The organism is Pseudomonas sp. IT-P258 (genome assembly GCF_949767825.1).
In the GTDB taxonomy this organism is placed as follows: domain Bacteria; phylum Pseudomonadota; class Gammaproteobacteria; order Pseudomonadales; family Pseudomonadaceae; genus Aquipseudomonas; species Aquipseudomonas monachiensis.
Map to the genome: position 1 here is coordinate 681,650 of NZ_CATKPU010000021.1, position 19,862 is coordinate 701,511.

Annotated in this window: 24 protein-coding genes; 10 read left to right on the plus strand and 14 right to left on the minus strand. The window is 58.7% G+C overall.

Going from position 1 to position 19,862, the window contains the following annotated elements:
• The gene (gene algB / locus ACM6G4_RS10455; protein ID WP_056726702.1) at window positions 1–1,347 is read right to left on the minus strand and encodes a sigma-54-dependent response regulator transcription factor AlgB; all 1,347 of its coding nucleotides are present in this window, start codon (window positions 1,345–1,347) and stop codon (window positions 1–3) included.
• A 436-nt stretch (window positions 1,348–1,783) separates the two neighbouring features.
• On the opposite strand from algB, the gene ACM6G4_RS10460 reads away from it, so the two are divergent.
• The 4 genes from ACM6G4_RS10460 to ACM6G4_RS10475 all read left to right on the plus strand — a co-directional run bounded on the left by ACM6G4_RS10460 (window position 1,784) and on the right by ACM6G4_RS10475 (window position 5,820).
• Entirely contained in the window at window positions 1,784–2,071 is a 288-nt protein-coding gene (locus ACM6G4_RS10460; protein WP_056726701.1) for a hypothetical protein, read from the plus strand.
• Between the two features lie 71 nt (window positions 2,072–2,142).
• A complete protein-coding gene (locus ACM6G4_RS10465) occupies window positions 2,143–2,307 on the plus strand; it encodes a DUF1328 domain-containing protein (protein ID WP_003177151.1) in 165 nt (54 codons plus the stop codon).
• 836 nt (window positions 2,308–3,143) lie between these two features.
• Complete coding sequence (gltP, locus tag ACM6G4_RS10470) at window positions 3,144–4,475, plus strand: glutamate/aspartate:proton symporter GltP (protein ID WP_056726700.1); 1,332 nt, start codon at window positions 3,144–3,146, stop codon at window positions 4,473–4,475.
• 115 nt (window positions 4,476–4,590) lie between these two features.
• Complete coding sequence (locus ACM6G4_RS10475) at window positions 4,591–5,820, plus strand: nucleoside recognition domain-containing protein (RefSeq protein ID WP_414913621.1); 1,230 nt, start codon at window positions 4,591–4,593, stop codon at window positions 5,818–5,820.
• Here ACM6G4_RS10475 and ACM6G4_RS10480 read toward each other — a convergent pair.
• The gene (locus ACM6G4_RS10480) at window positions 5,802–6,899 is read right to left on the minus strand and encodes an aminopeptidase (RefSeq protein WP_414913622.1); all 1,098 of its coding nucleotides are present in this window, start codon (window positions 6,897–6,899) and stop codon (window positions 5,802–5,804) included. The genes ACM6G4_RS10475 and ACM6G4_RS10480 overlap by 19 nt on opposite strands.
• A 59-nt stretch (window positions 6,900–6,958) precedes the next feature.
• Here ACM6G4_RS10480 and ACM6G4_RS10485 point away from each other — a divergent pair, with 59 nt between their 5' ends.
• On the plus strand, window positions 6,959–7,381 hold the full coding sequence (locus ACM6G4_RS10485) for a hypothetical protein (RefSeq protein ID WP_414913623.1): 423 nt from the start codon (window positions 6,959–6,961) through the stop codon (window positions 7,379–7,381).
• Window positions 7,382–7,421: 40 nt separating this feature from the next.
• Window positions 7,422–7,841: a hypothetical protein gene (locus ACM6G4_RS10490; RefSeq protein ID WP_056726697.1), complete on the plus strand. Its 420-nt coding sequence runs from the start codon at window positions 7,422–7,424 to the stop codon at window positions 7,839–7,841.
• Between the two features lie 5 nt (window positions 7,842–7,846).
• Here the strand turns inward: ACM6G4_RS10490 and ACM6G4_RS10495 are convergent, their stop codons facing one another.
• Both ACM6G4_RS10495 and ACM6G4_RS10500 read right to left on the minus strand, forming a co-directional pair.
• A complete protein-coding gene (locus ACM6G4_RS10495; protein ID WP_104450431.1) occupies window positions 7,847–8,080 on the minus strand; it encodes a DUF1161 domain-containing protein in 234 nt (77 codons plus the stop codon).
• 178 nt (window positions 8,081–8,258) lie between these two features.
• Window positions 8,259–8,690: an OsmC family protein gene (locus ACM6G4_RS10500; RefSeq protein WP_414913624.1), complete on the minus strand. Its 432-nt coding sequence runs from the start codon at window positions 8,688–8,690 to the stop codon at window positions 8,259–8,261.
• 240 nt (window positions 8,691–8,930) lie between these two features.
• On the opposite strand from ACM6G4_RS10500, the gene ACM6G4_RS10505 reads away from it, so the two are divergent.
• Complete coding sequence (locus ACM6G4_RS10505; protein ID WP_414913625.1) at window positions 8,931–9,932, plus strand: LLM class flavin-dependent oxidoreductase; 1,002 nt, start codon at window positions 8,931–8,933, stop codon at window positions 9,930–9,932.
• 68 nt (window positions 9,933–10,000) lie between these two features.
• On the opposite strand, the gene ACM6G4_RS10510 is transcribed toward ACM6G4_RS10505, so the two are convergent.
• Together ACM6G4_RS10510 and ACM6G4_RS10515 are read right to left on the minus strand one after the other, a co-directional pair.
• Window positions 10,001–10,222: a DUF1161 domain-containing protein gene (locus tag ACM6G4_RS10510; RefSeq protein ID WP_056726693.1), complete on the minus strand. Its 222-nt coding sequence runs from the start codon at window positions 10,220–10,222 to the stop codon at window positions 10,001–10,003.
• Between the two features lie 121 nt (window positions 10,223–10,343).
• Entirely contained in the window at window positions 10,344–10,559 is a 216-nt protein-coding gene (locus tag ACM6G4_RS10515) for a dodecin (RefSeq protein ID WP_008045871.1), read from the minus strand.
• Between the two features lie 157 nt (window positions 10,560–10,716).
• On the opposite strand from ACM6G4_RS10515, the gene ACM6G4_RS10520 reads away from it, so the two are divergent.
• Window positions 10,717–11,040 (plus strand): DUF883 family protein, encoded by a 324-nt coding sequence (locus ACM6G4_RS10520; protein ID WP_056726692.1) that lies wholly within the window; start codon window positions 10,717–10,719, stop codon window positions 11,038–11,040.
• Here ACM6G4_RS10520 and ACM6G4_RS10525 read toward each other — a convergent pair.
• Window positions 11,037–11,930, minus strand: coding sequence for a LysR family transcriptional regulator (locus ACM6G4_RS10525; protein ID WP_414913626.1), 894 nt, complete (start codon window positions 11,928–11,930; stop codon window positions 11,037–11,039). The genes ACM6G4_RS10520 and ACM6G4_RS10525 overlap by 4 nt on opposite strands.
• A 124-nt stretch (window positions 11,931–12,054) precedes the next feature.
• On the opposite strand from ACM6G4_RS10525, the gene trpB reads away from it, so the two are divergent.
• Entirely contained in the window at window positions 12,055–13,275 is a 1,221-nt protein-coding gene (gene trpB / locus ACM6G4_RS10530; RefSeq protein WP_056726690.1) for a tryptophan synthase subunit beta, read from the plus strand.
• Entirely contained in the window at window positions 13,275–14,087 is an 813-nt protein-coding gene (gene trpA / locus ACM6G4_RS10535; RefSeq protein ID WP_015092933.1) for a tryptophan synthase subunit alpha, read from the plus strand. Before trpB ends, trpA begins: the two co-directional genes overlap by 1 nt.
• Window positions 14,088–14,149: 62 nt before the next feature.
• Here the strand turns inward: trpA and ACM6G4_RS10540 are convergent, their stop codons facing one another.
• The 7 genes from ACM6G4_RS10540 to ACM6G4_RS10570 all read right to left on the minus strand — a co-directional run.
• A complete protein-coding gene (locus ACM6G4_RS10540; protein WP_414913627.1) occupies window positions 14,150–16,111 on the minus strand; it encodes a DUF4105 domain-containing protein in 1,962 nt (653 codons plus the stop codon).
• On the minus strand, window positions 16,108–16,428 hold the full coding sequence (locus ACM6G4_RS10545) for a DUF2388 domain-containing protein (protein ID WP_057712574.1): 321 nt from the start codon (window positions 16,426–16,428) through the stop codon (window positions 16,108–16,110). Before ACM6G4_RS10545 ends, ACM6G4_RS10540 begins: the two co-directional genes overlap by 4 nt.
• Before the next feature lie 28 nt (window positions 16,429–16,456).
• On the minus strand, window positions 16,457–16,774 hold the full coding sequence (locus tag ACM6G4_RS10550) for a DUF2388 domain-containing protein (protein ID WP_056726687.1): 318 nt from the start codon (window positions 16,772–16,774) through the stop codon (window positions 16,457–16,459).
• A 107-nt stretch (window positions 16,775–16,881) separates the two neighbouring features.
• The gene (locus ACM6G4_RS10555; RefSeq protein WP_056726686.1) at window positions 16,882–17,199 is read right to left on the minus strand and encodes a DUF2388 domain-containing protein; all 318 of its coding nucleotides are present in this window, start codon (window positions 17,197–17,199) and stop codon (window positions 16,882–16,884) included.
• 324 nt (window positions 17,200–17,523) lie between these two features.
• Window positions 17,524–17,739, minus strand: coding sequence for a DUF1127 domain-containing protein (locus ACM6G4_RS10560; protein WP_008018491.1), 216 nt, complete (start codon window positions 17,737–17,739; stop codon window positions 17,524–17,526).
• A gap of 319 nt (window positions 17,740–18,058) precedes the next feature.
• Window positions 18,059–19,552, minus strand: coding sequence for an acetyl-CoA hydrolase/transferase family protein (locus ACM6G4_RS10565; protein WP_223542707.1), 1,494 nt, complete (start codon window positions 19,550–19,552; stop codon window positions 18,059–18,061).
• 213 nt (window positions 19,553–19,765) lie between these two features.
• The coding region (locus ACM6G4_RS10570; protein ID WP_148057908.1) for an NAD(P)(+) transhydrogenase (Re/Si-specific) subunit beta at window positions 19,766–19,862 on the minus strand (97 nt) is incomplete at its 5' end.

A 19,862-nucleotide genomic window follows, 5' to 3' on the forward strand; every position in this document is an offset into this window, starting at 1 on the left:
TCACAGGTTGTACTGCTTGCGCTTGCGGTACAGCGTCGAGGCGTCGATGCCCAGGGTTTTCGCCGCTTGATCCAGGGTGTCGGCGGTGGCGAGGACCGCGCCGATGTGGGCCTTTTCCAGCTCATCCAGGCTCAGTGCCGCGCCGATGCGCGGTGCATTGGTGACCGGGGTTTCAGCCATGCCCAGATGGCTGATCTCGACCCGCTCCTGCGGACAGATGATGCTCGCCCGCTCAATCACGTTGCGCAGCTCACGGATGTTGCCCGGCCAGCGATAACTCAGCAGCGCTTCCCGGGCCTCATCGCTGAAGGCGCGCGCGGGACGGGCGTATTCCTTGACGAAGCGCGCCAGGAAGCGGTCGGCCAGGTTGAGAATATCTTCGCGGCGTTCGCGTAGCGGTGGCAGGTGCAAGGTAATGACATTCAGGCGATAGAGCAGGTCTTCACGGAAACGACCATCGCGCACCATGTCCTCAAGGTTGAGGTTGGTGGCCGCAAGGATGCGCACATCGGCACGACGGGTCACCGGATCACCGACGCGCTCATATTCCTTGTCCTGAATAAAACGCAGCAACTTCGGCTGCAATGTCAGGGGAAAGTCGCCGATCTCGTCGAGAAACAGCGTTCCGCCATCAGCCTGGTTGACTCGCCCCAAGGTGCTTTCGCTGGCGCCGGTGAAGGCGCCGCGGCTGTGGCCGAAGAGTTCGCTTTCCATGAGCTCGGCGGTCAGCGACGGGCAGTTGATCGTGACGCAGGATTTCTTCGCGCGTTTGCTCCAGCCATGAATGGCTTGGGACAGTTCGCCCTTGCCGGTACCGGATTCACCCAGAATCAGAATATTGGCGTCAGTCGTGGCGACCTGACGGGCGGTTTCGAGTACCACTTTCATGGCTGGGCTGTGGGAGTCCAGACCATCCTTGGGCTTGCGCACCTCGCCTTCCAGGGCTTCCAGTCGCGCCGACAGTTGTCGAACTTCCAGTTGCTTGGCGGTTGCCAGACGCAATTGATCGGGGCTGCACGGTTTGACCAGATAATCGGCGGCACCGGCCTGAATCGCATCCACGGCCGTGTCGACGGCCGAGTGGGCAGTGACGATCACCACCCGCATCCAGGGCGCCTGGATACGCATCTGGGCCAGCACATCGAGGCCGTTGTCTTCACCCAGACGCAAATCGAGGAAGCACAGGTCGAAAACCTGTCGCTGCAACAGGGCATCTGCCTGCGCGGCGCTGGTGGCGGTGGCCACGCTGTAGCCTTCGTCTTCAAGGCAGTAACGGAAAGTACGCAGGATGGCGGACTCATCGTCCACCAGCAGAATGCGGCCTTGATGCTCAGTGGCGGATTCCATTTTCCTACGCTCCTTAAAGAATGATCTTAATTTAGTCCCGGAGAAATCGGGCAAGTTGCATGATTGATTCTGAGCCATTCCTGTCATGGCAGGGTAGCTCTCATCGGATGTATCGGTTAGCCACCTGACTTTGCGGGTCTTTTGATAGATACCCGGAATCTGCCAACGGCCAGCGTGAATTTCTGACCTCCGTACCCTCCTCTCAATTCAAAAAATTTACGCCTTCCTTCAGACCCGTCGTGCAATACGCACGACTGCATAGATGGCATCGTGCAGGATGCGCGCGAAGTGGTTTCCTTTGCGTTCATAACATATTGATATTAAAGGGAATTAATTCGTATCAAAGCTGGCATGCGCTCTGCAATTGTCTGATTAACCAGGGTATTCAAAAACAAGCGCCCGCTATCGAACCGACCCCAGTGGTAGGAGCCCCAGGATGAACCGTCAACGTGCCGCCCACCTGCAACTCTCGCCTGTGTATATCCAGCAAGGACTGTTTGCTGTTCTGGCGCTGTTGATTACCTTGCTTGGCGGCCAGCAGTTTCTGCGCTGGGAGCAGAGCCGGCAGCCGGAAGCGCCATTCCTGTCGATTCCGCATCCGACCCAAACCCATTTCAGCGCCGTCAGCAGCAGTCAGGCTGATAGCCCACCGATGCGCATGATGGATGTCGACCAGGCCGGGCCTGTGGGTGAGATACGTCATCAAGAGCGTTGGGTGTTCTAGACATAACTTCCGCCGCACCCCATGCGCCGGGAAATGCAGCACCTCTAAACAGAAGCGTAAGGAGAATCACCATGTTGAGCTGGGCAATCACATTCCTGATCATCGCCATCATCGCCGCTGTACTGGGCTTCGGTGGTATCGCGGGCACCGCCACGGGTATCGCCAAGATTCTGTTTGTCGTGTTCCTGGTGATGTTCATTGCTTCCTTCTTCTTTGGCCGTCGCGGTCGAGGCTGATATGAGAGGTTTGTTCAAGTCACTGGCAGCCGCCCTGCTGTTGGGCGGTAGTGCCATGGCATGCGGGCTGGCGTTTTCCCGACTTGCCTGAGGCCCCATCAAGGGCTTGCTGATAGAACAGAATTTGTACACGAAGGAGGCCAGCGCCTCTTTCCACCTGCGCCACCTGAGGAAGGCCGGCGCATGACCAAGGGGTCGGGACGTTCTGCCTGTTTCAGGGGCGGAGTGACCTACGGGTACAGGGAGTACCTGCGCAAGGGCCGGGTCAGGAGAAGCTACTGCGCAAGTTCGCCGGACCGCCAAGGCTCGACGGGCTTGCGAAGGGCTTGATCAAGCAACATATTGAAATAGAGCGCTCGTCTCTATTTCGTCAGTGTTATCCCGTCCTCATCCCTGTTACGTCGGAAAATACTTTTCTCGGTGTTTCATTGGTGACCGTATATCGAGAAAAATCACCTTTCTTTGGCCGCGATTTTTCCCTTCGTCCTGCGGGATTTTGCTGAAAAATCAACGCTCAGTCGCTGCTCAAAAAATATTCAATCTGCTCTGTGATGGCCGGTTCACGGCACTTATGCCTGCTGAAATGTCGTATTCGAACCGGTTGGGACGCGCGTTTCGCTAAAAAAACCTCATGCCGATTCTGCATAGGGTAGGCGTTTACGGCATTAGACGGCGCTTACCTGCATCGGAATAGTTGCGCCTTTTTTCGCCTGCCAGAGAGCGGCAAACACGCGCTCCGGGGCACCTTATACGGGGGGCAGATGCACTGGACTTTTTCGCCATAAGCGTTCCAGTTCGCGCATCTCCCTGAGTCAAACGCAAGTAAGGGTAAAAATATGAAGAAGGCAAAGCTTAGCCTCGCCTGGCAGATCCTCATCGGTCTGGTATTGGGGATAGCAATCGGTGCGCTGCTCAACCATTTCAGTGCCGAAAAAGCCTGGTGGATCAGCAATGTCCTGCAACCGGCAGGCGATATCTTTATCCGTCTGATCAAGATGATCGTGATCCCGATCGTCATCTCCTCTTTGATCGTCGGCATTGCCGGCGTCGGTGACGCCAAGAAGCTGGGGCGCATCGGCTTCAAGACCATCATCTACTTCGAGATCGTCACCACCATCGCCATCGTGGTCGGCCTGCTGCTGGCCAACCTGTTCCATCCGGGTGCCGGCATCGACATGAGCACCCTGGGCACTGTGGACATATCCAAGTACCAGGCCACGGCGGCCGAGGTTCAGCATGAACACGCGTTCATCGAAACCATCCTCAACCTGATTCCGTCGAACATCTTCGCGGCCATGGTTCGCGGCGAAATGCTGCCGATCATCTTCTTCTCCGTATTGTTCGGTCTCGGTCTGTCGAGCTTGCAGGCGGACCTGCGTGAGCCGCTGGTGAAGATGTTCCAGGGCGTTTCGGAAAGCATGTTCAAGGTCACTCACATGATCATGAACTACGCCCCGATCGGCGTGTTCGCACTGATCGCGGTGACCGTTGCCAACTTCGGCTTCGCCTCGCTGATACCGCTGGCCAAACTGGTGATCCTGGTTTACGTCGCCATCGCCTTCTTCGCTTTCGTGATCCTGGGCCTGATCGCTCGCCTGTTCGGCTTCTCGGTGATCAAGCTGATGCGCATCTTCAAGGATGAGCTGGTACTGGCCTACTCCACCGCAAGCTCCGAAACCGTGCTGCCGCGCGTGATCGAGAAGATGGAAGCCTACGGCGCGCCGAAAGCGATTTGCAGCTTCGTGGTGCCGACCGGTTACTCGTTCAACCTCGACGGTTCGACCCTGTACCAAAGCATCGCGGCAATCTTCATTGCCCAGCTGTATGGCATCGACCTGTCGATCAGCCAGCAACTGCTGCTGGTACTGACGTTGATGGTCACCTCCAAAGGCATCGCCGGCGTACCGGGTGTGTCCTTCGTGGTACTGCTGGCCACCCTGGGCAGCGTCGGTATTCCTCTGGAAGGCCTGGCGTTCATCGCCGGTGTCGACCGTGTCATGGACATGGCCCGTACCGCGCTGAACGTGATCGGCAACGCCCTGGCGGTTCTGGTTATCGCTCGTTGGGAAGGCATGTACGACGACGCCAAGGGCCAGCGCTACTGGAACTCCCTGCCGCACTGGCGCAGCAAGGAAAAGCTGCCGGTAGGCGAGATTTCCAAGAGCTGATGTAATACCCCTTGTGGGAGCATCTGCCGCACCAGACAAACCCCGGAGAAATCCGGGGTTTGTCGTTTCTGGCCACCCCGCTATCATTCGCGGATCTTTTGGGGGGATTTGACTGATGCTCAATGGCCTGTGGCTTGGCTTCTTCATCGTGGCAGCCGTATCGGCGCTGGCCCAGTGGCTGATTGGTGGCAACGCCGGGATTTTCGCGGCGATGGTGGAAAGCATTTTTTCCATGGCCAAGCTGTCGGTCGAAGTCATGGTGCTGCTGTTCGGCACCCTCACCCTCTGGCTGGGTTTTCTGCGCATTGCCGAGAAAGCCGGCATCGTCGAATGGCTGGCCAAGGCCCTGGGACCACTGTTCTTGCGCTTGATGCCTGAAGTCCCGCCGGGTCATCCGGCCATCGGTCTGATCACCCTGAACTTCGCCGCCAATGGCCTGGGCCTGGACAACGCCGCCACGCCGATCGGCCTCAAGGCCATGAAAGCACTGCAAGAACTCAATCCCAGCGCGACCGTCGCCAGCAACGCACAGATCCTGTTCCTGGTGCTCAACGCCTCCTCGCTGACCCTGTTGCCGGTGACGATCTTCATGTATCGCGCCCAGCAAGGGGCTCCGGACCCGACGCTGGTGTTCCTGCCGATCCTGCTGGCGACCAGTTGCTCCACCATTGTCGGCTTCCTGTCGGTGGCGTTCATGCAGCGCCTGCGCATCTGGGACCCCGTCGTGCTGGCCTACCTGATCCCCGGCGCCCTCGCCCTCGGTGCTTTCATGGCGTTGCTGGCGACCCTTTCGGCGACCGCTCTGGCCGGCCTGTCATCGATCCTCGGCAACTTGACTCTGTTTGGCCTGATCATGCTGTTCTTAGTGATCGGCGCGCTGCGCAAAGTGAAGGTCTACGAGGCTTTCGTTGAAGGAGCCAAAGAGGGTTTCGACGTCGCCAAAAACTTGCTGCCCTACCTGGTGGCGATGCTCTGCGCGGTAGGCGTACTGCGCGCGTCCGGGGCGCTGGACTTTGGCCTGGACGGGATCCGTCATCTGGTGGAATGGGCCGGTTGGGACACGCGTTTCGTCGATGCGCTGCCTACGGCGATGGTCAAACCCTTCTCCGGTAGCGCCGCCCGGGCGATGCTGATTGAAACCATGAAGACCTCGGGCGTGGACAGCTTCCCGGCACTAGTGGCGGCAACTGTCCAGGGCAGTACCGAAACGACGTTCTATGTCCTGGCGGTGTACTTCGGCGCCGTGGGCATCCAGCGTGCACGCCATGCCGTTGGTTGTGCATTGCTGGCCGAGCTTGCCGGGGTGCTGGGTGCGATCGGGGTTTGCTACTGGTTCTTTGGTTGATCGGCTCCGTCAGCCAAAGCCTTCAGCGCGGCCTTGCGCTCGTCCGTCGGCAAGGCGCCAAGCTTTTCCACGGCGGCGTAAAATTTAAGCCAGTCGCCATTCTCCTGATGGAACAGTGCGGCAAAAGCCGGCACCCATTGGTCGTACAAGCCAAACGGCAATAGCCGGGCATTGTTCATGGGGGCATAGATCCAGGCGTCATAGCGTTTGTCTGCGTCCCACTGACTGTCGCGCAATTGCCGGTATTCGCTGCGCAAGCGCTCGAACTCGGCCGCCTTGCGCTGGCGCATTTGTTCAGTTGGCAGCGGCAAGGTGTAGAGCTTTTCCAGTCGGGTGCGGGTCTTGAGCACCAATTCAGTGAACTGGTCGCGCTGACGTGCCTGCGCATTGTTATCCGGTGGCAGCTGGCGGTAAGCGCGCCATTGGCGAGTACCTTCCTGCTCGACGAAGGTGGCGAAGGATTCGTTGAACTCCGTGTCGTCCTTCACATAGAAGCGCTGATGGGCCAGCTCGTGAAAGATCAACGTGGCCAGTCGCTCATCCCCCCAGCCCATCATCGAACTGATGATCGGGTCGTTGAACCAGCCAAGTGTCGAATAGGCCTCGACGCCGCCAATCGACACGTCCATGCCTTGCAAGCGTTGCAAAGCCGCTGCGCCGCGGGCTGCGCTCTGGCTGTAGTAACCGCGATAGGCCACGCAACCGGCTATGGGGAAACAGTGGTTTACGGGCTTGAGGGAAAATTCCGGAGTGGCGAAGACATTCCAGACGACGAAGGGACGCCCAATGTCCGCGTACAAGCGGTAACTCTGGTTATCCGGCAGGTGCAATTGCTGGCTGGCGAAGGTTCGGGCCTTTTGCGATTGCTCCAGGTGTGTGCGCAGTTTTTGATCGCGCGCCGGGTCGGCAATCACGCTGGAAACAGGCTCCCTGGCTCGCAGCAACTGCAGTTGGCCGTTGGCCAGTTGGCTGTAATAGCTGGCGCTGGTGCAGCCGTTGAGCAACAAAAACAACAGGCTCGGAAACCAAACGCGAAAAACGCGATCAAGTAACCCAAGGCTAGGAAGCGGCCTGATCACAATAATTCTTCCTTGGAGAGTCTTTCCGCAAGACTATCCCGCTTGAATGGAGCTCCGCTATGCGCATGTTGATACTGACAGGAGGCCTGCTGATGCTGGCCGGCTGTGCTGGTTTCGGAATACCCCGCCACGATCCCGCGCAAGCCTGGATCGACCTGGACTCAAAGCAAGAAGATACGGCGCTGCAGGCGCTGGAGGTCGATGACAGGAACACCGACGATAAACGCTATTTCCAGGTTCAACCCGGTGGCCATGAGTTGAAGGTCCGCTACCAATTCGCGGTCCAGCCCACCAATATCGGCCCAGACGCCGAGCCGTTGTGGCGCGATTGTCAGTTGAATGTGAAATTCAGCGACTTCAACGCGGGTGAGCGTTATCAGCTACAGGCAGGGAACATCGGGTTTCGGCCTTGGGCGAAACTCTACGATCAGCAGCGCAAAGTGATTGGGCGCGGCACGCCGGCAGGCTGTCAACACACCTGATCGGCGTTATGCTGGATGCATATCCCTTGGGACATCCATCATGCGCAGGTTGATGCTGTTACTCGCCGTCGGTGTTGTCGCGGGTTGCCAAAGCCCGATGCCGACACCCAATCCCAAAATGGCCTGGGTCGAATTCTCGACACCTTTCCCTAACGACAAGTTGTTGATGGCCGAACGACTGGATAAACAACGCCTGCGCGACGGGCGTTTTTTCGAGGTCACGCCGGGCAGCCATGAACTGATCGTGCGTTTCGACTTTGAAGTACCCGGTGGCGGATTGGGCATGATGAGCGGCCCTTCGGAGCGGCTGTGCTACCTGACCATCAAATACGATCATTTCGAAGCCGGCCAGCGTTATGTGCTCGAAGGCCGTTCCATTGCCTTTACCCCCGGTGCCCGGCTGTACAACGCCAAACGCGAAATCGTTGCTGAAGACCGGGAATCCTACTGCCTGATGTGAATGGTTCAGCGGTCGTTTTTCTGGTAAATGATTTTCTTCGTGCCGTTTTCGCACGAGCCCACGACCATGTTCTGGTCATGAACCTCGTCGTTGGTGACGATTTCAAGCGTGTAGGAAGTGACGCCGCTGGCCTGGATCTTGGCTTCGATCTCGGCCTTGAGTTCTTCGCAGGGTTTCGGTGCCGCAAGGGCCGAAGTGGCCAGTGCGCAACAGATAACCGCCAAGGCAAAACGTTTCATGGTGAAGCTCCTTTGAGGCAGCACGCACAATCGTGGTTTTCGCTGCTGTCATTTATTCGACCACAGTTTTAGCGGGCAAGTCTGTCGGGACGCAAAAAAGATCGCAGCCTTGAGCTCCTTTTACCGAATGATCCCGGCAGGTTGTGCAAGGCTGCGATCTTTTGTCTTCAATGAAAATCTAGCCGACCAACGTTGCCTCCAGGCTGATCTTCGCATTCAGCACTTTTGACACCGGACAGCCCTCTTTGGCCTTGTTGCTCAGCTCTTCGAACCGGGCCTGGGTCGCCCCGGGGATTTTTGCCTTCAGAATCAATTTAACTGCGGTAATCGAAAAACCGCCGTCCACTTGATCCAGGGTGACTTCAGCCTGGGTATCGATGCTATCGGCCTTCAGGCCGGCATCACCGAGAATCATGGAAAACGCCATGGAGAAACAGCCGGCGTGGGCCGCGCCGATCAGCTCTTCCGGGTTGGTACCCCGGCCGCCTTCGAAGCGCGCCTTGAAGCCATAGGGTGCTTCGCGGAGCACGCCGGTTTCTGTGGAAATCGAGCCGATGCCGGTTTTCAGATCACCTTCCCAATGAGCCGAAGCTTTCTTAACGATAGCCATGCCTGCCTCCTCAAGATTGGCGCGAAACGTCGCGCCTTCGTGGTTTCCGTTTGCCTGGGTTGTGAGGATAGACGGTGGGGCAAAGTTCATCTCGTCCGATCAGTCTGCTTTTTTTGCGGGATTTTTTACCGGGCTATTGAAACTCGGGTATATGCCCTCATTGCATGAATCAGGCTTTTGGATTCGGCAGGTTTGCGTTCGCAAGAACAAACCTGCGCCCTCAATTGGAGAAGCAGGTTTATGAAACGACTGTCCGATATCAAGTTCTCGACCCTCGATCTGGTGCCGGTGCGCGAGAACGGCAGCGCGGCCCAGTCGCTGCGCAATTCGCTGGACCTGGCGCAGCACGTCGAGAAATTCGGCTACAACCGCTTCTGGGTGGCTGAGCATCACAACATGGATGGCATCGCCAGTTCCGCGACTTCGGTGCTGCTCGGTTATCTGGCCGGTGGCACGTCAACCATTCGAGTCGGTTCGGGCGGGGTGATGTTGCCCAACCACGCACCGTTGGTGATTGCCGAGCAGTTCGGCACCCTGGAAAGCCTTTATCCGGGCCGGATCGATCTGGGCCTGGGGCGCGCTCCCGGTTCCGATCAGATGACCGCGCGTGCACTGCGCCGCGAACGCTCCGGCAGCGCCGACGACTTCCCGGAAGATGTGGCGGAACTGGTGCGCTACCTCGGGCCGCGTACCCCGGACCAACGCATCATCGCGATGCCGGGAACCGGGACCAATGTGCCGGTCTGGTTGTTGGGATCGAGCCTGTTCAGTGCGCAATTGGCCGGCGAGCGCGGTCTGCCCTACGCCTTCGCCTCGCATTTCGCTCCGCGCTACATGCATGAGGCGATTCGGGTCTATCGCAATCATTTCAAGCCGTCAGCCGTTTTGGACAAGCCCTACGTGATGCTCGGCGTGCCATTGGTGGCAGCCGATACCGACGAGCAGGCCGATTACCTGGCGACCTCGGTGTTCCAGCGAATTCTCGCCCTGATGCGTGGCCAAAGCCTGGTACAGCGTCCTCCGGTGAAGTCCATGGACGGCCTGTGGCTGCCCCATGAAAAAGATGCCGTGCACGATTTCCTTGGGCTGGCCATGATCGGCAGCCCGCAGAAAATCCGCGCCAAACTTGAGGTCCTGATCGAACAGACCCAGGTCGACGAGCTGATTTTCACCTGTGACCTGTACGAACATGCCGATCGCGTGCATTCCTACGAGCTGCTGGCGCAGGTCATGCGGGGTTGATACTCAAACGGCAGGCATAAAAAAGCCGGCGCCTTGGCGTCGGCTTTTTTATTCGGGCGAGAATCGGCCTACTTTTTATAGACGATCACTTTGGCGCCCTCTTCGCATTTGCCAACAACTTTCCCGCCGGCAGCGGCACCTTTGTCGACAATCTCCAGCGAATAACCGGATACGCCCTTGGCATCAAGTTTCGCTGCGATTTCGGCTTTCAGCTCTTCGCATGGCTTGCCGCCCGCCAATGCGCTCCCCGCAAGGCTCAACAAACCTACTGCCAACATAAACTTCTTCATCGGTTGCATTCCCTGGTCGGATCATAGGGGTAACCAGCCGTCAGCCGGACGCACTCATGGAGTGCTTTGCCATTCCCTATGGCATTCGACCGGCGTGCAAGTTCAGAAGACTAGCCCAAAGTCAGCTGCTGGCAATCCGGAATCCGACTTTCAAGGTCACCTGAAAGTGCGCAGCCTTACCGTCCCTGATGTGCCCACGGGTCTCGGTCACTTCAAACCATTCCATGTACTTGATGCTTTTGCTGGCCTCGGCCAGCGCGTTATTGATCGCATCTTCGATACTGCTGGTGGACGAGCCGATCAGCTCGACTTTCTTGTAGGTGTGATGGTCAGACATGGCGTTCTCCTCGGCGTGTGAATTACAGACTAGCAGTGATTTTTCCTATTTCTTCTGTTGGCCGTTCTGAGGGTGAGGTTCAGATTTTCTGCACTTTCTCGAACCCGTGAAGTCCCAACCAACACACGCCACTCATCACCAATGCAGGAGAGCCACCATGGCCAACACCTCGTTACGCAAAGCCTCATTGCAAAGCATGGAAGCCGAGATCGAGAGTCTGCTCAAGTCTTTGGAAAGCCTGAAGGACGACACCTCGGACGAGTCGCGTAAAACCCTCAAGACCCTGAAAAGCAACGCCGAGAATGCCTTGAAACACTCGCGCCATCTGCTTGCCGATGCTTATGAAGAGGTCAAGGTCAAAACCCGCGAAACCGGGATTGCCACCCGGGACTACGCCCAGGACCACCCCTGGACAACTGCCGGTGTCGCCGTGGGCGCATTGGGCCTGCTGGCCGCTTATCTGTTGTGCAAGCGTGATTAATCCGCTCGACGCAGTTCGTTCTTGAGCCACTGCGCCAGTTGTCGGGCGCGCCCGTCCGCGGCGCGCTTGGGTAGCCACAACGCCAGTTGCGCCGGGGTTTCACTGAAGCCCCAAGGCGCAACCAGGCGCCCGGCCTTCAAGTCCTCCGTCACCAAGGGTTCGGGAGCAATCGCCACGCCCAGACCCGCGACGGCGGCTTCCAGCAAGTAATACAGATGTTCAAATCCCTGACCGTACTTCAGCGCCCTGGGGTCGAGCCCCCGTGGTTGCGCCCAGTTCGGCCAGGCTTGCGGGCGTGAGGTAGTGTGCAGCAAGGGTTCGTTCAGCAGCGCGGTTTCCGGCGCCTGCTTGAGCCGTTCATAGCCGACAAACCGCGGGCTCATGACCGGGCCGATGCGTTCGCTGGCCAGCTCAAAAACCTGCATGTCCGCCGGCCAGGGCGGCTCGGCAAATACCAGCAAGGCATCCAGCCCCGGTCTTCGCGGATCCAGATCGCCTTCGCCGGCCGACAAGTGCAGGCGCAAGTCCGGCAGGTCGGCATTGAGCCGCCCCAGTCGCGGGATAAACCAGCGCGCCAGCAGGCTTCCCGAGCAACCGAGCACGAATGGCGCATCGACTGTGCTTTGTGTGAGTTCGGCGCAAACGCTGCGCAGGCGCTCGAAGGCTTCGCTGCTGGCATCACGCAGTCGCAACCCGGCATCTGTGAGTTTCAGGCCGCGACCGTCCTTGATGAACAGGCTTACGCCGAGGTGTTCTTCAAGCACCTTGAGTTGCCGGCTGACCGCACCGTGGGTGACGTGCAGCTGTTCCGCCGCCTGACTGACGCTGTTCAGGCGGGCAGTGGCTTCGAAGGCGCGAAGCGCGTTCAGCGGAGGAAGGTCATGGCTCATTTGATCTGTGAGTTTTCCTGACAGGTTGTGGCGATCTTATCGGTTTTCAGGTCGGGGCGTCAGGGGTAGAGTGAAGCCCACTATCTCTTTATGCATCACTTCACGCATTCAACTGGAGCGCCCCATGACCCAGACTAATCTGCGCAACGGCCCTGATGCCAACGGCCTGTTTGGCGCGTTCGGCGGCCGCTACGTTGCCGAAACCCTGATGCCGTTGATCCTCGACCTGGCCCGCGAATATGAGTTGGCCAAGGAAGATCCTGCATTCAAGGAAGAGCTGGCCTACTTCCAGCGCGACTACGTCGGACGTCCAAGCCCACTGTACTTCGCCGAGCGTCTGACCGAGTTCTGCGGCGGCGCGAAGATCTACCTCAAGCGTGAAGAGCTGAACCACACCGGCGCGCACAAGATCAACAACTGCATTGGCCAGATCCTGCTGGCGCGGCGCATGGGCAAGAAGCGCATCATCGCCGAGACCGGCGCCGGCATGCACGGTGTGGCCACTGCCACCGTCGCTGCGCGTTTCGGTCTGGATTGCGTGATCTACATGGGCACCACTGACATCGAGCGTCAGCAGGCCAACGTGTTCCGCATGAAGCTGCTGGGTGCCGAGGTTATCCCGGTGGTAGCCGGTACCGGCACGCTGAAAGACGCGATGAACGAAGCCCTGCGTGACTGGGTGACCAACGTCGACAGCACCTTCTACCTGATCGGTACCGTGGCCGGTCCGCACCCTTACCCGGCGATGGTTCGCGACTTCCAGGCCGTGATCGGCAAGGAAACCCGCGAGCAGCTGCAAGCCCAGGAAGGTCGCCTGCCAGACAGCCTGGTGGCGTGCATCGGCGGTGGTTCCAACGCCATGGGCCTGTTCCACCCGTTCCTCGACGACCAGAGTGTCGAGATCATCGGCGTCGAAGCCGCCGGTTACGGTATCGAGACCGGCAAGCATGCGGCCAGCCTGAACGGCGGCGTACCCGGTGTGTTGCACGGCAATCGCACCTTCTTGCTGCAGGACGACGATGGCCAGATCATCGACGCCCACTCGATCTCCGCTGGCCTGGACTACCCGGGCATTGGTCCGGAACACGCCTGGTTGCATGATATCGGCCGCGTTCAGTACACCTCGGTGACCGACGACGAAGCCCTCGCTGCATTCCACCAGTGCTGCCGCCTGGAAGGGATCATCCCTGCCCTGGAAAGCGCCCATGCCCTGGCTGAAGTATTCAAGCGCGCACCGACCTTGCCAAAAGATCACCTGATGGTGGTCAACCTGTCCGGCCGTGGCGACAAAGACATGCAAACCGTGATGCACCACATGGAACAATCGAAGCAGGAGAAACACTGATGAGCCGCCTGCAAACGCGTTTTGCCGAACTCAAGGAACAGAACCGCGCCGCCCTGGTGACCTTCGTCACTGCCGGCGATCCGGGCTATGACACCTCCCTGGCCATCCTCAAGGGCTTGCCGGCGGCTGGTGCCGACGTGATCGAACTGGGCATGCCCTTCACCGACCCGATGGCTGATGGCCCGGCAATCCAGCTCGCCAACATCCGTGCATTGGGTGCCAAGCAGAATCTGGCAAAAACCCTGCAAATGGTTCGCGAGTTCCGCCAGGACAACAACGAAACGCCGCTGGTGCTGATGGGGTACTTCAACCCTATTCACATGTACGGCGTACCGCGCTTCATCGCCGAAGCCAAGGAGGCCGGCGTTGACGGCCTGATCGTGGTCGACCTGCCGCCAGAGCATAACGGAGAGTTGTGCGACCCGGCGCAGGCAGCGGGCCTGGACTTCATTCGCCTGACCACGCCAACCACCGATGATGTGCGCCTGCCGACCGTTCTCAACGGCAGCTCCGGCTTCGTCTACTACGTCTCGGTGGCCGGTGTGACCGGTGCCGGTGCCGCCACGCTGGAGCACGTCGAGGAAGCGGTCGCCCGTCTGCGTCGCCATACCGATCTGCCGATCAGCATCGGCTTCGGTATCCGGACTCCAGAACAGGCGGCGTCCATTGCGCGGCTGGCTGACGGTGTTGTGGTGGGTTCGGCGTTGATCGATCACATCGCCAATGCCACTTCCCCGGAACAAGCCGTCGATGGCGTTCTGAGCCTGTGCTCGGCGTTGGCCGAAGGCGTGCGTAAAGCCCGCGTCAGCTGAAGGTAAAGCTCCTGAACGCTGTAAACCTTGTGGGAGCAAGCTCGCTCCCACAAGGTGCGGTATCAAGGCAACTCTATCCCGCCTGATGCCTTGTGCAGTTTGCGCAAGTGCTCACCGATCTGCGTCACGTTGGCCTCGTTGGCGGCCATCTCGGCGGCGCGGCCCGGTTCAAGCAACGCCCTCACCTCCTTGTCCAGATCCCCGGACAGCGCCAGGAGTTGTTTCTGGCGCTGGCTGCTTTCCGCTTCCAGATGCTGCCATTCGCTCGGTTGTGGCAACCCGTAACCAGTGGTCCCCAGCAACTCTGCCGGGCGGCTGAGGAAGCCGCTGTTGGCGAGAATCTGCTTCAGTGTCTCGTTGGCCTTGTCCATGCCGCCGTTTTTAAGCTCCCGAGCGCCCAGATAGCGCTGCTTCACTTCGTCCTGGGCCAGCAACATCTGTCGACGGAAACTCGCCTGTTCCAGCAGCAGCAATGCTGCGCTGGTACGCAAATCGGCTTGTTCGAACCATTGCCGCCGCTCTGCGGCTTTAAGATCCAGCCACTCTTCGACAGTTTCCTGTTTGATCGGCATCTGCTTTTTCAACACTTCGAACATCGCTTGGTAGCGATCACGGAAGGAGTCGAAGCGATAACCCAGGCGCAGTGCTTCGCGAGGATCATCCAGCACGCTGGTATCGGCCAGACCGCGCCCCTTGAGCACTTCGAGCATGCCGTTGGGCATGATGTTGTCCAGACCAACCAGTTGCGGGTTGTTAGTGCTGCTACGCAGCAGTTTCAGTCCTTCTACCGCACAGTTATTGGACAGGAAGAAGTAGTTGCCGTCGTAGCTCCAGTGCATTTCGGCGGCGTGCTCCACCACATCTTCGATCTCGCGGCGCGACAGGTTCAGTGGTACCGAGGCCAGGCTACGCAACTCGGTCTTGGTGTATTCGTCGATTACCTGGGAAAGCGGCAGGACAAACAATCGCGACGGGTACTTGCCGACCAGCCCATTCCAGCTCGACATCTGCACATCACCGACAAATGCGCGGTATGACAGCACCAGATGCTGGTCCAGGTCCAGTCGGCAATCCGGTCCGCGAGGCCGGCCCGGTGCGCAGATGACCAGGCGTAACATGCTGTGACCCCAGTAGCTGAACAGGTTCTGGTTGGCTTCGGCCAACAGGTAATCGATGGCGTAAACCCGTTCAGGATCGACCTGTCCCAGTGGTGTTTTGGCGAAATCACTGCCGGCATTGAGGAAGGCGACGGTTTTGCCGCAAGCGTCTTTGGCAGCGGGTGCCCAGCCGAAATGTTCTTTGTAGTAGCGGTACAACGCGGGACGACGGCAGGCATAGCTCGGATCGAGCAGGAAGTACTCGATATTGACCGCGACGAACTCCTTGGGGCTGCTCGTCTCGTAGATGTCCGGGCTGCGCGCGATCTGCCGGTTGTACTGTTCGCGTTCGCCACGACGGCCGACGTATTGCGGCCAGCCGGCGAGGTCGAGCAGGCGTGGATCATCGCTGAGGGTAAAGCGGCGGCCGGTCTGGCCGCGGCATTGGTCGGGGATGCCGACCAGCCCTGAGCTGCTGTCTTGGCGGGTACAGCGTTGAATCAGTGCACGCTCCGATTTTGGCCACAGGCGTGAGCGATCGTAGATGTGAGTCAGCTCGTGCAACACCGTGGCGAGCATTTCCCGGCGTACGGTGCCATGGGGGCGATGGGTTTTTTTGGTCGCGGCGCTGCCATCGGTGAGGCCGGCCAGCAGGTTGCGGTTCAGGTCGAGTTCGGACACCAGTGTCGCCTGACCGTAGGCATTTCTTGGCATGTCATCGGTCCAGCCGACATCGATGCGTCGATCGAGTTGCTCGACGAAGCGTGGCGGCAGTGCCTGCATGGCTTCATCGAGCAACGCCTGGCTGGCGTGCTGTTGCGCGGGTGTCAGACCTTCGGTCTTGAGCTGTAATTGAAGGCCGGCGTGGGCCGTGTTGCCGAGCAGCAACAGGGCCCCGGCCAGCAGCCAGGCGCCTGGACGCTTCACAGTGCGAGGATGGCTTCAGCGAGATCCTGGTCACTGGCGTCACGGGCTTCCGGCACGCGGGTGCGCAGCAAATCGAAGGCGGATTCCAGATGAGCGCCACGTATGTCGCCATTGCTGGCAACGAAACTGGCGGCGTCGTCCTGGGCCTCGCGCACGATTTTCGAATCGCGAATGGACGTGGTGGTGTCGGAGGTGAAATCGAGGGTGCGCTGGGTAGCACGGATCAGGATATTACTGGTGGCAACCAGGGTATGTGCCTGGGCCACATCGGCCAACAGCAGCAGGCCTAAGGTGGCAGCAATCAGCGGGTTACGCATGGAATGACTCCAGAAAAAACAGGGATAACTATTGGACGAGAATTGCTTGTGCCAGTTCAAGGTCGCTGGCATGAAGTTTTACCTGGGTTCGGCGCAGATACCGCAGGGCCGACTCCAGTCGTGCGCCTCTTAGCTGGCCGTCACTGGCAATGAATGCCGCGGCGTCATCCTGGGCTGCGAGCAGCAGTTTATGGTCGAAGGGGGCGGAGGTCACCATGCTTGTGGCATATCCACTGGCCACGATCCCCTGGGTTGACAGGTTAAAGGCGTCGTAAGCGTGGGCTGAACCTGAACAGGCAGCCGTAATCATGACTGGAGTGATCAACAGATTTGCAAGAAAACGCATGAGACTCGACAGTTAAAAGTGAGTCCCAAGGCTAGCGCAAGGCCCATTCCAGAGCCAGCACGGAAATATCGGGGCACGTCGAGCGTGTCCCCGAACAGAGCAGTCGATCAGATCGTCAGGATCGCCTGCGCCAGTTGTGCGTCGGTTGCGTTCAACTGGGGTGCCTGATGACGAATATGGTTGAGTGCGCTTTCCAGTTTCACCCCACGGATGGAACCTTCGCTGGCAACGAAGCTGGCGGCATCGTCACGCGCGGCGAGCACGATCTTGTCATCCTTGAATGAAGACGTGATGTCGGACGTCGCATCGGAACTGGATTTGAGTGCCCCAACGACTGCGTCGGTGGTCACGATAAAACTGGTGGCGTGGGAATTGGCAGCTACGGCAAGCAGGGCTGCAGCGCTGAGCAGGCGAAGTCGGGACATGGTGTAACTCCTAGGGTAAGCCGATTGGAAGATGGCGCAGTGTCTGCTGTGTCAGACGCTCGTTGCCCGCCAGGTTCTGATTGATAGTAGCTGTCTGTGCGTGACGCCGCGACAGTCTCATCGTGTTGATCTGGCGAAGTTTCCAGACTGTATCAAATCTGGCGAGGCAACTGTTCAGGTATAATTTTTGTTTGTTAAAACTGTACTGCTTTTTTCTTTCTTCTCCGAAACGACAAAGCCCGTCGTGGTTTCCCACGACGGGCTTTGTTTTTTCAATTCGGGTTGCTGGCGGTGGACCTTCAGGTCAGAGCCAGCGACGCTAACTTAGCGCCAGAACGGCTTGCTCAGCTCTTCGTAGCGTTGTGCTTCGCTAATCCCGGCATCAGCCAGCAGACGCGAATCCAGGCGAGCCAGTTGATGGCGGCTGGTGATGCGGCGCTGCCACAGCATCAGGTTGGCGATAACGCGCAGAGGCAGGGAAGCCTGGGTTTTTGCAGCAGTGTCTTCGAAGAACAGTTCGGAACTGAGTGTACGTTCCATGGTTGACATCCTTCCGCTTATGGCGGGATTAGGTAGTGGTTTAACTGGTGCCCATGATCCTCTCGTTTGCCTAGTCTCTGTAGATACAGTTCATCTGTATTGTGAGAGCTCAGTTAACTGTTTATAGGGGGTGTACTGGTCTAAATTGAGGCAACTGTACCTATCCGCACTATTAAGGTGCGAAATTGTTGTTTTTGTCCGAAAAGGTAGGAGTTTTCCTTAGGAAATGACCAGTACAGCAGTACAGTTTTTTTCATATTTCGAAGAGGCAAGAGCAAGCTGACGAAACTGTGTTTGCGCCAGCTGCCATCTGTACCAATTACTTCTTCAGCATTTGCCCGGTTTCTTCCAGGTTGATGTGCCAGCTCAGGGCATCACGCAGGATGTGTGGGGTGTGCCCACCGATGGCGCACGCGGTGGTGAAGTAATCATTGAGCGCCTGGCGGTAATCCGGGTGCACGCACTGGTCGATGATGATCCGGGCGCGTTCCCGGGGCGCCAGGCCGCGCAAGTCTGCCAGGCCCACTTCGGTCACGAGGATGTCGACGTCATGTTCGGTGTGGTCGACATGGCTGACCATCGGCACCACGCTGGAGATCGCACCGCCCTTGGCGATCGACTTGGTCACGAACACGGACAGGTGCGCGTTGCGCGCGAAGTCGCCCGAGCCGCCGATGCCGTTCATCATCCGCGTTCCGCAGACGTGAGTGGAGTTGACGTTGCCATAGATGTCGAACTCCAGCGCCGTGTTGATGCCGATGATGCCGAGGCGGCGCACGACTTCAGGGTGGTTGGAAATCTCCTGCGGGCGCAGGACCAGCTTGTCCTTGTAGCGCTCCAGATTGCCGAAGACGTCAGCATTGCGCCGGCTCGACAGGGTGATTGAACTGCCCGAAGCAAAACTCAGCTTGCCCGCATCGATCAGGTCGAAGGTCGAATCCTGCAGCACCTCGGAATACATCGTCAGGTCTTCGAACGGCGAGTCGATCAGGCCACACATCACCGAGTTGGCGATGGTGCCGATTCCGGCTTGTAGCGGGCCGAGCTTGTTGGTCATGCGCCCGGCTGCCACTTCCTGTTTGAAGAAGTCGATCAGGTGGTCGGCAATGGCCTGGGTCTCGGCGTCTGGCGCCAGCACAGTGGAGGGCGAGTCAGCCTGGTTGGTGACCACGATGGCGACGATTTTTTCCGGTGGAATCGGGATGGCGGTGCTGCCAATGCGATCGTCGACCTTGACCAGCGGAATCGGCGTGCGGGTCGGACGGTAGGTCGGAATATAGATGTCGTGCAGACCTTCGAGATTCGGGTTGTGCGCCATGTTGATCTCGACGATCACGTGCTTGGCGAAAATCGCGAAACTGGCCGAGTTGCCGACCGAGGTGGTTGGCACGATATGCCCTTGTTCGGTGATCGCTACGGCTTCAATCACGGCGATGTCCGGCAGCTTCAATTGCTGGTTGCGCAATTGCTCCACGGTTTCCGACAAGTGCTGGTCGATGAACATGACTTCACCGGCATTGATCGCCTTGCGCAGGGTGCTGTCGACCTGAAACGGCATGCGTCGCGACAACACACCGGCTTCGGTCAACTGTTTGTCGAGGTCGTTGCCCAGGCTTGCGCCGGTCATCAGGCTGATTTTCAGCGGCGTGACCTTGGCGCGCTCAGCCAGCGCCTGAGGGACGGCCTTGGCTTCGCCTGCGCGAGTAAAGCCACTCATGCCGACGGTCATGCCGTCCTCAATCAGAGCGGCAGCGTCGGCAGCGCTCATCACTTTGTCCAACAACGAAGGCAGGCGGATACGGTCACGGTACATGGATTGTTATCTCGGGCAACAGGTAGCAGGACGTGCAGTCTAGTGAATTGCGCCGGCTTCTGTCCCGCTACCAAGGTCGCAATCGAGGCGTCTATTCAGGGCCTTTCAAGCAAAACACCGTTACCGGATCGGTAACAAAAGAATAGTTTGTCCGACGATTTGCACAAACAAAAACGCCCCGACGAGTCGGGGCGTTCCGTGTGCCGCAGAGGGTTACTCGACGGCCTTGACCATGTCTTCGATGACCTTCTTCGCGTCGCCGAACACCATCATGGTCTTGTCCAGGTAGAACAGCTCGTTGTCCAGGCCA

What these genes read in the sequence shown, in the direction of transcription:
- algB (WP_056726702.1), bottom strand. Translation starts at nt 1,347, where the DNA reads ATGGAATCCGCCACTGAGCATCAAGGCCGCATTCTGCTGGTGGACGAT.
- ACM6G4_RS10460 (WP_056726701.1), top strand. Translation starts at nt 1,784, where the DNA reads ATGAACCGTCAACGTGCCGCCCACCTGCAACTCTCGCCTGTGTATATC.
- ACM6G4_RS10465 (WP_003177151.1), top strand. Translation starts at nt 2,143, where the DNA reads ATGTTGAGCTGGGCAATCACATTCCTGATCATCGCCATCATCGCCGCT.
- gltP (WP_056726700.1), top strand. Translation starts at nt 3,144, where the DNA reads ATGAAGAAGGCAAAGCTTAGCCTCGCCTGGCAGATCCTCATCGGTCTG.
- ACM6G4_RS10475 (WP_414913621.1), top strand. Translation starts at nt 4,591, where the DNA reads ATGCTCAATGGCCTGTGGCTTGGCTTCTTCATCGTGGCAGCCGTATCG.
- ACM6G4_RS10485 (WP_414913623.1), top strand. Translation starts at nt 6,959, where the DNA reads ATGCGCATGTTGATACTGACAGGAGGCCTGCTGATGCTGGCCGGCTGT.
- ACM6G4_RS10490 (WP_056726697.1), top strand. Translation starts at nt 7,422, where the DNA reads ATGCGCAGGTTGATGCTGTTACTCGCCGTCGGTGTTGTCGCGGGTTGC.
- ACM6G4_RS10495 (WP_104450431.1), bottom strand. Translation starts at nt 8,080, where the DNA reads ATGAAACGTTTTGCCTTGGCGGTTATCTGTTGCGCACTGGCCACTTCG.
- ACM6G4_RS10500 (WP_414913624.1), bottom strand. Translation starts at nt 8,690, where the DNA reads ATGGCTATCGTTAAGAAAGCTTCGGCTCATTGGGAAGGTGATCTGAAA.
- ACM6G4_RS10505 (WP_414913625.1), top strand. Translation starts at nt 8,931, where the DNA reads ATGAAACGACTGTCCGATATCAAGTTCTCGACCCTCGATCTGGTGCCG.
- ACM6G4_RS10510 (WP_056726693.1), bottom strand. Translation starts at nt 10,222, where the DNA reads ATGAAGAAGTTTATGTTGGCAGTAGGTTTGTTGAGCCTTGCGGGGAGC.
- ACM6G4_RS10515 (WP_008045871.1), bottom strand. Translation starts at nt 10,559, where the DNA reads ATGTCTGACCATCACACCTACAAGAAAGTCGAGCTGATCGGCTCGTCC.
- ACM6G4_RS10520 (WP_056726692.1), top strand. Translation starts at nt 10,717, where the DNA reads ATGGCCAACACCTCGTTACGCAAAGCCTCATTGCAAAGCATGGAAGCC.
- ACM6G4_RS10525 (WP_414913626.1), bottom strand. Translation starts at nt 11,930, where the DNA reads ATGAGCCATGACCTTCCTCCGCTGAACGCGCTTCGCGCCTTCGAAGCC.
- trpB (WP_056726690.1), top strand. Translation starts at nt 12,055, where the DNA reads ATGACCCAGACTAATCTGCGCAACGGCCCTGATGCCAACGGCCTGTTT.
- trpA (WP_015092933.1), top strand. Translation starts at nt 13,275, where the DNA reads ATGAGCCGCCTGCAAACGCGTTTTGCCGAACTCAAGGAACAGAACCGC.
- ACM6G4_RS10545 (WP_057712574.1), bottom strand. Translation starts at nt 16,428, where the DNA reads ATGCGTAACCCGCTGATTGCTGCCACCTTAGGCCTGCTGCTGTTGGCC.
- ACM6G4_RS10550 (WP_056726687.1), bottom strand. Translation starts at nt 16,774, where the DNA reads ATGCGTTTTCTTGCAAATCTGTTGATCACTCCAGTCATGATTACGGCT.
- ACM6G4_RS10555 (WP_056726686.1), bottom strand. Translation starts at nt 17,199, where the DNA reads ATGTCCCGACTTCGCCTGCTCAGCGCTGCAGCCCTGCTTGCCGTAGCT.
- ACM6G4_RS10560 (WP_008018491.1), bottom strand. Translation starts at nt 17,739, where the DNA reads ATGGAACGTACACTCAGTTCCGAACTGTTCTTCGAAGACACTGCTGCA.
- ACM6G4_RS10565 (WP_223542707.1), bottom strand. Translation starts at nt 19,552, where the DNA reads ATGTACCGTGACCGTATCCGCCTGCCTTCGTTGTTGGACAAAGTGATG.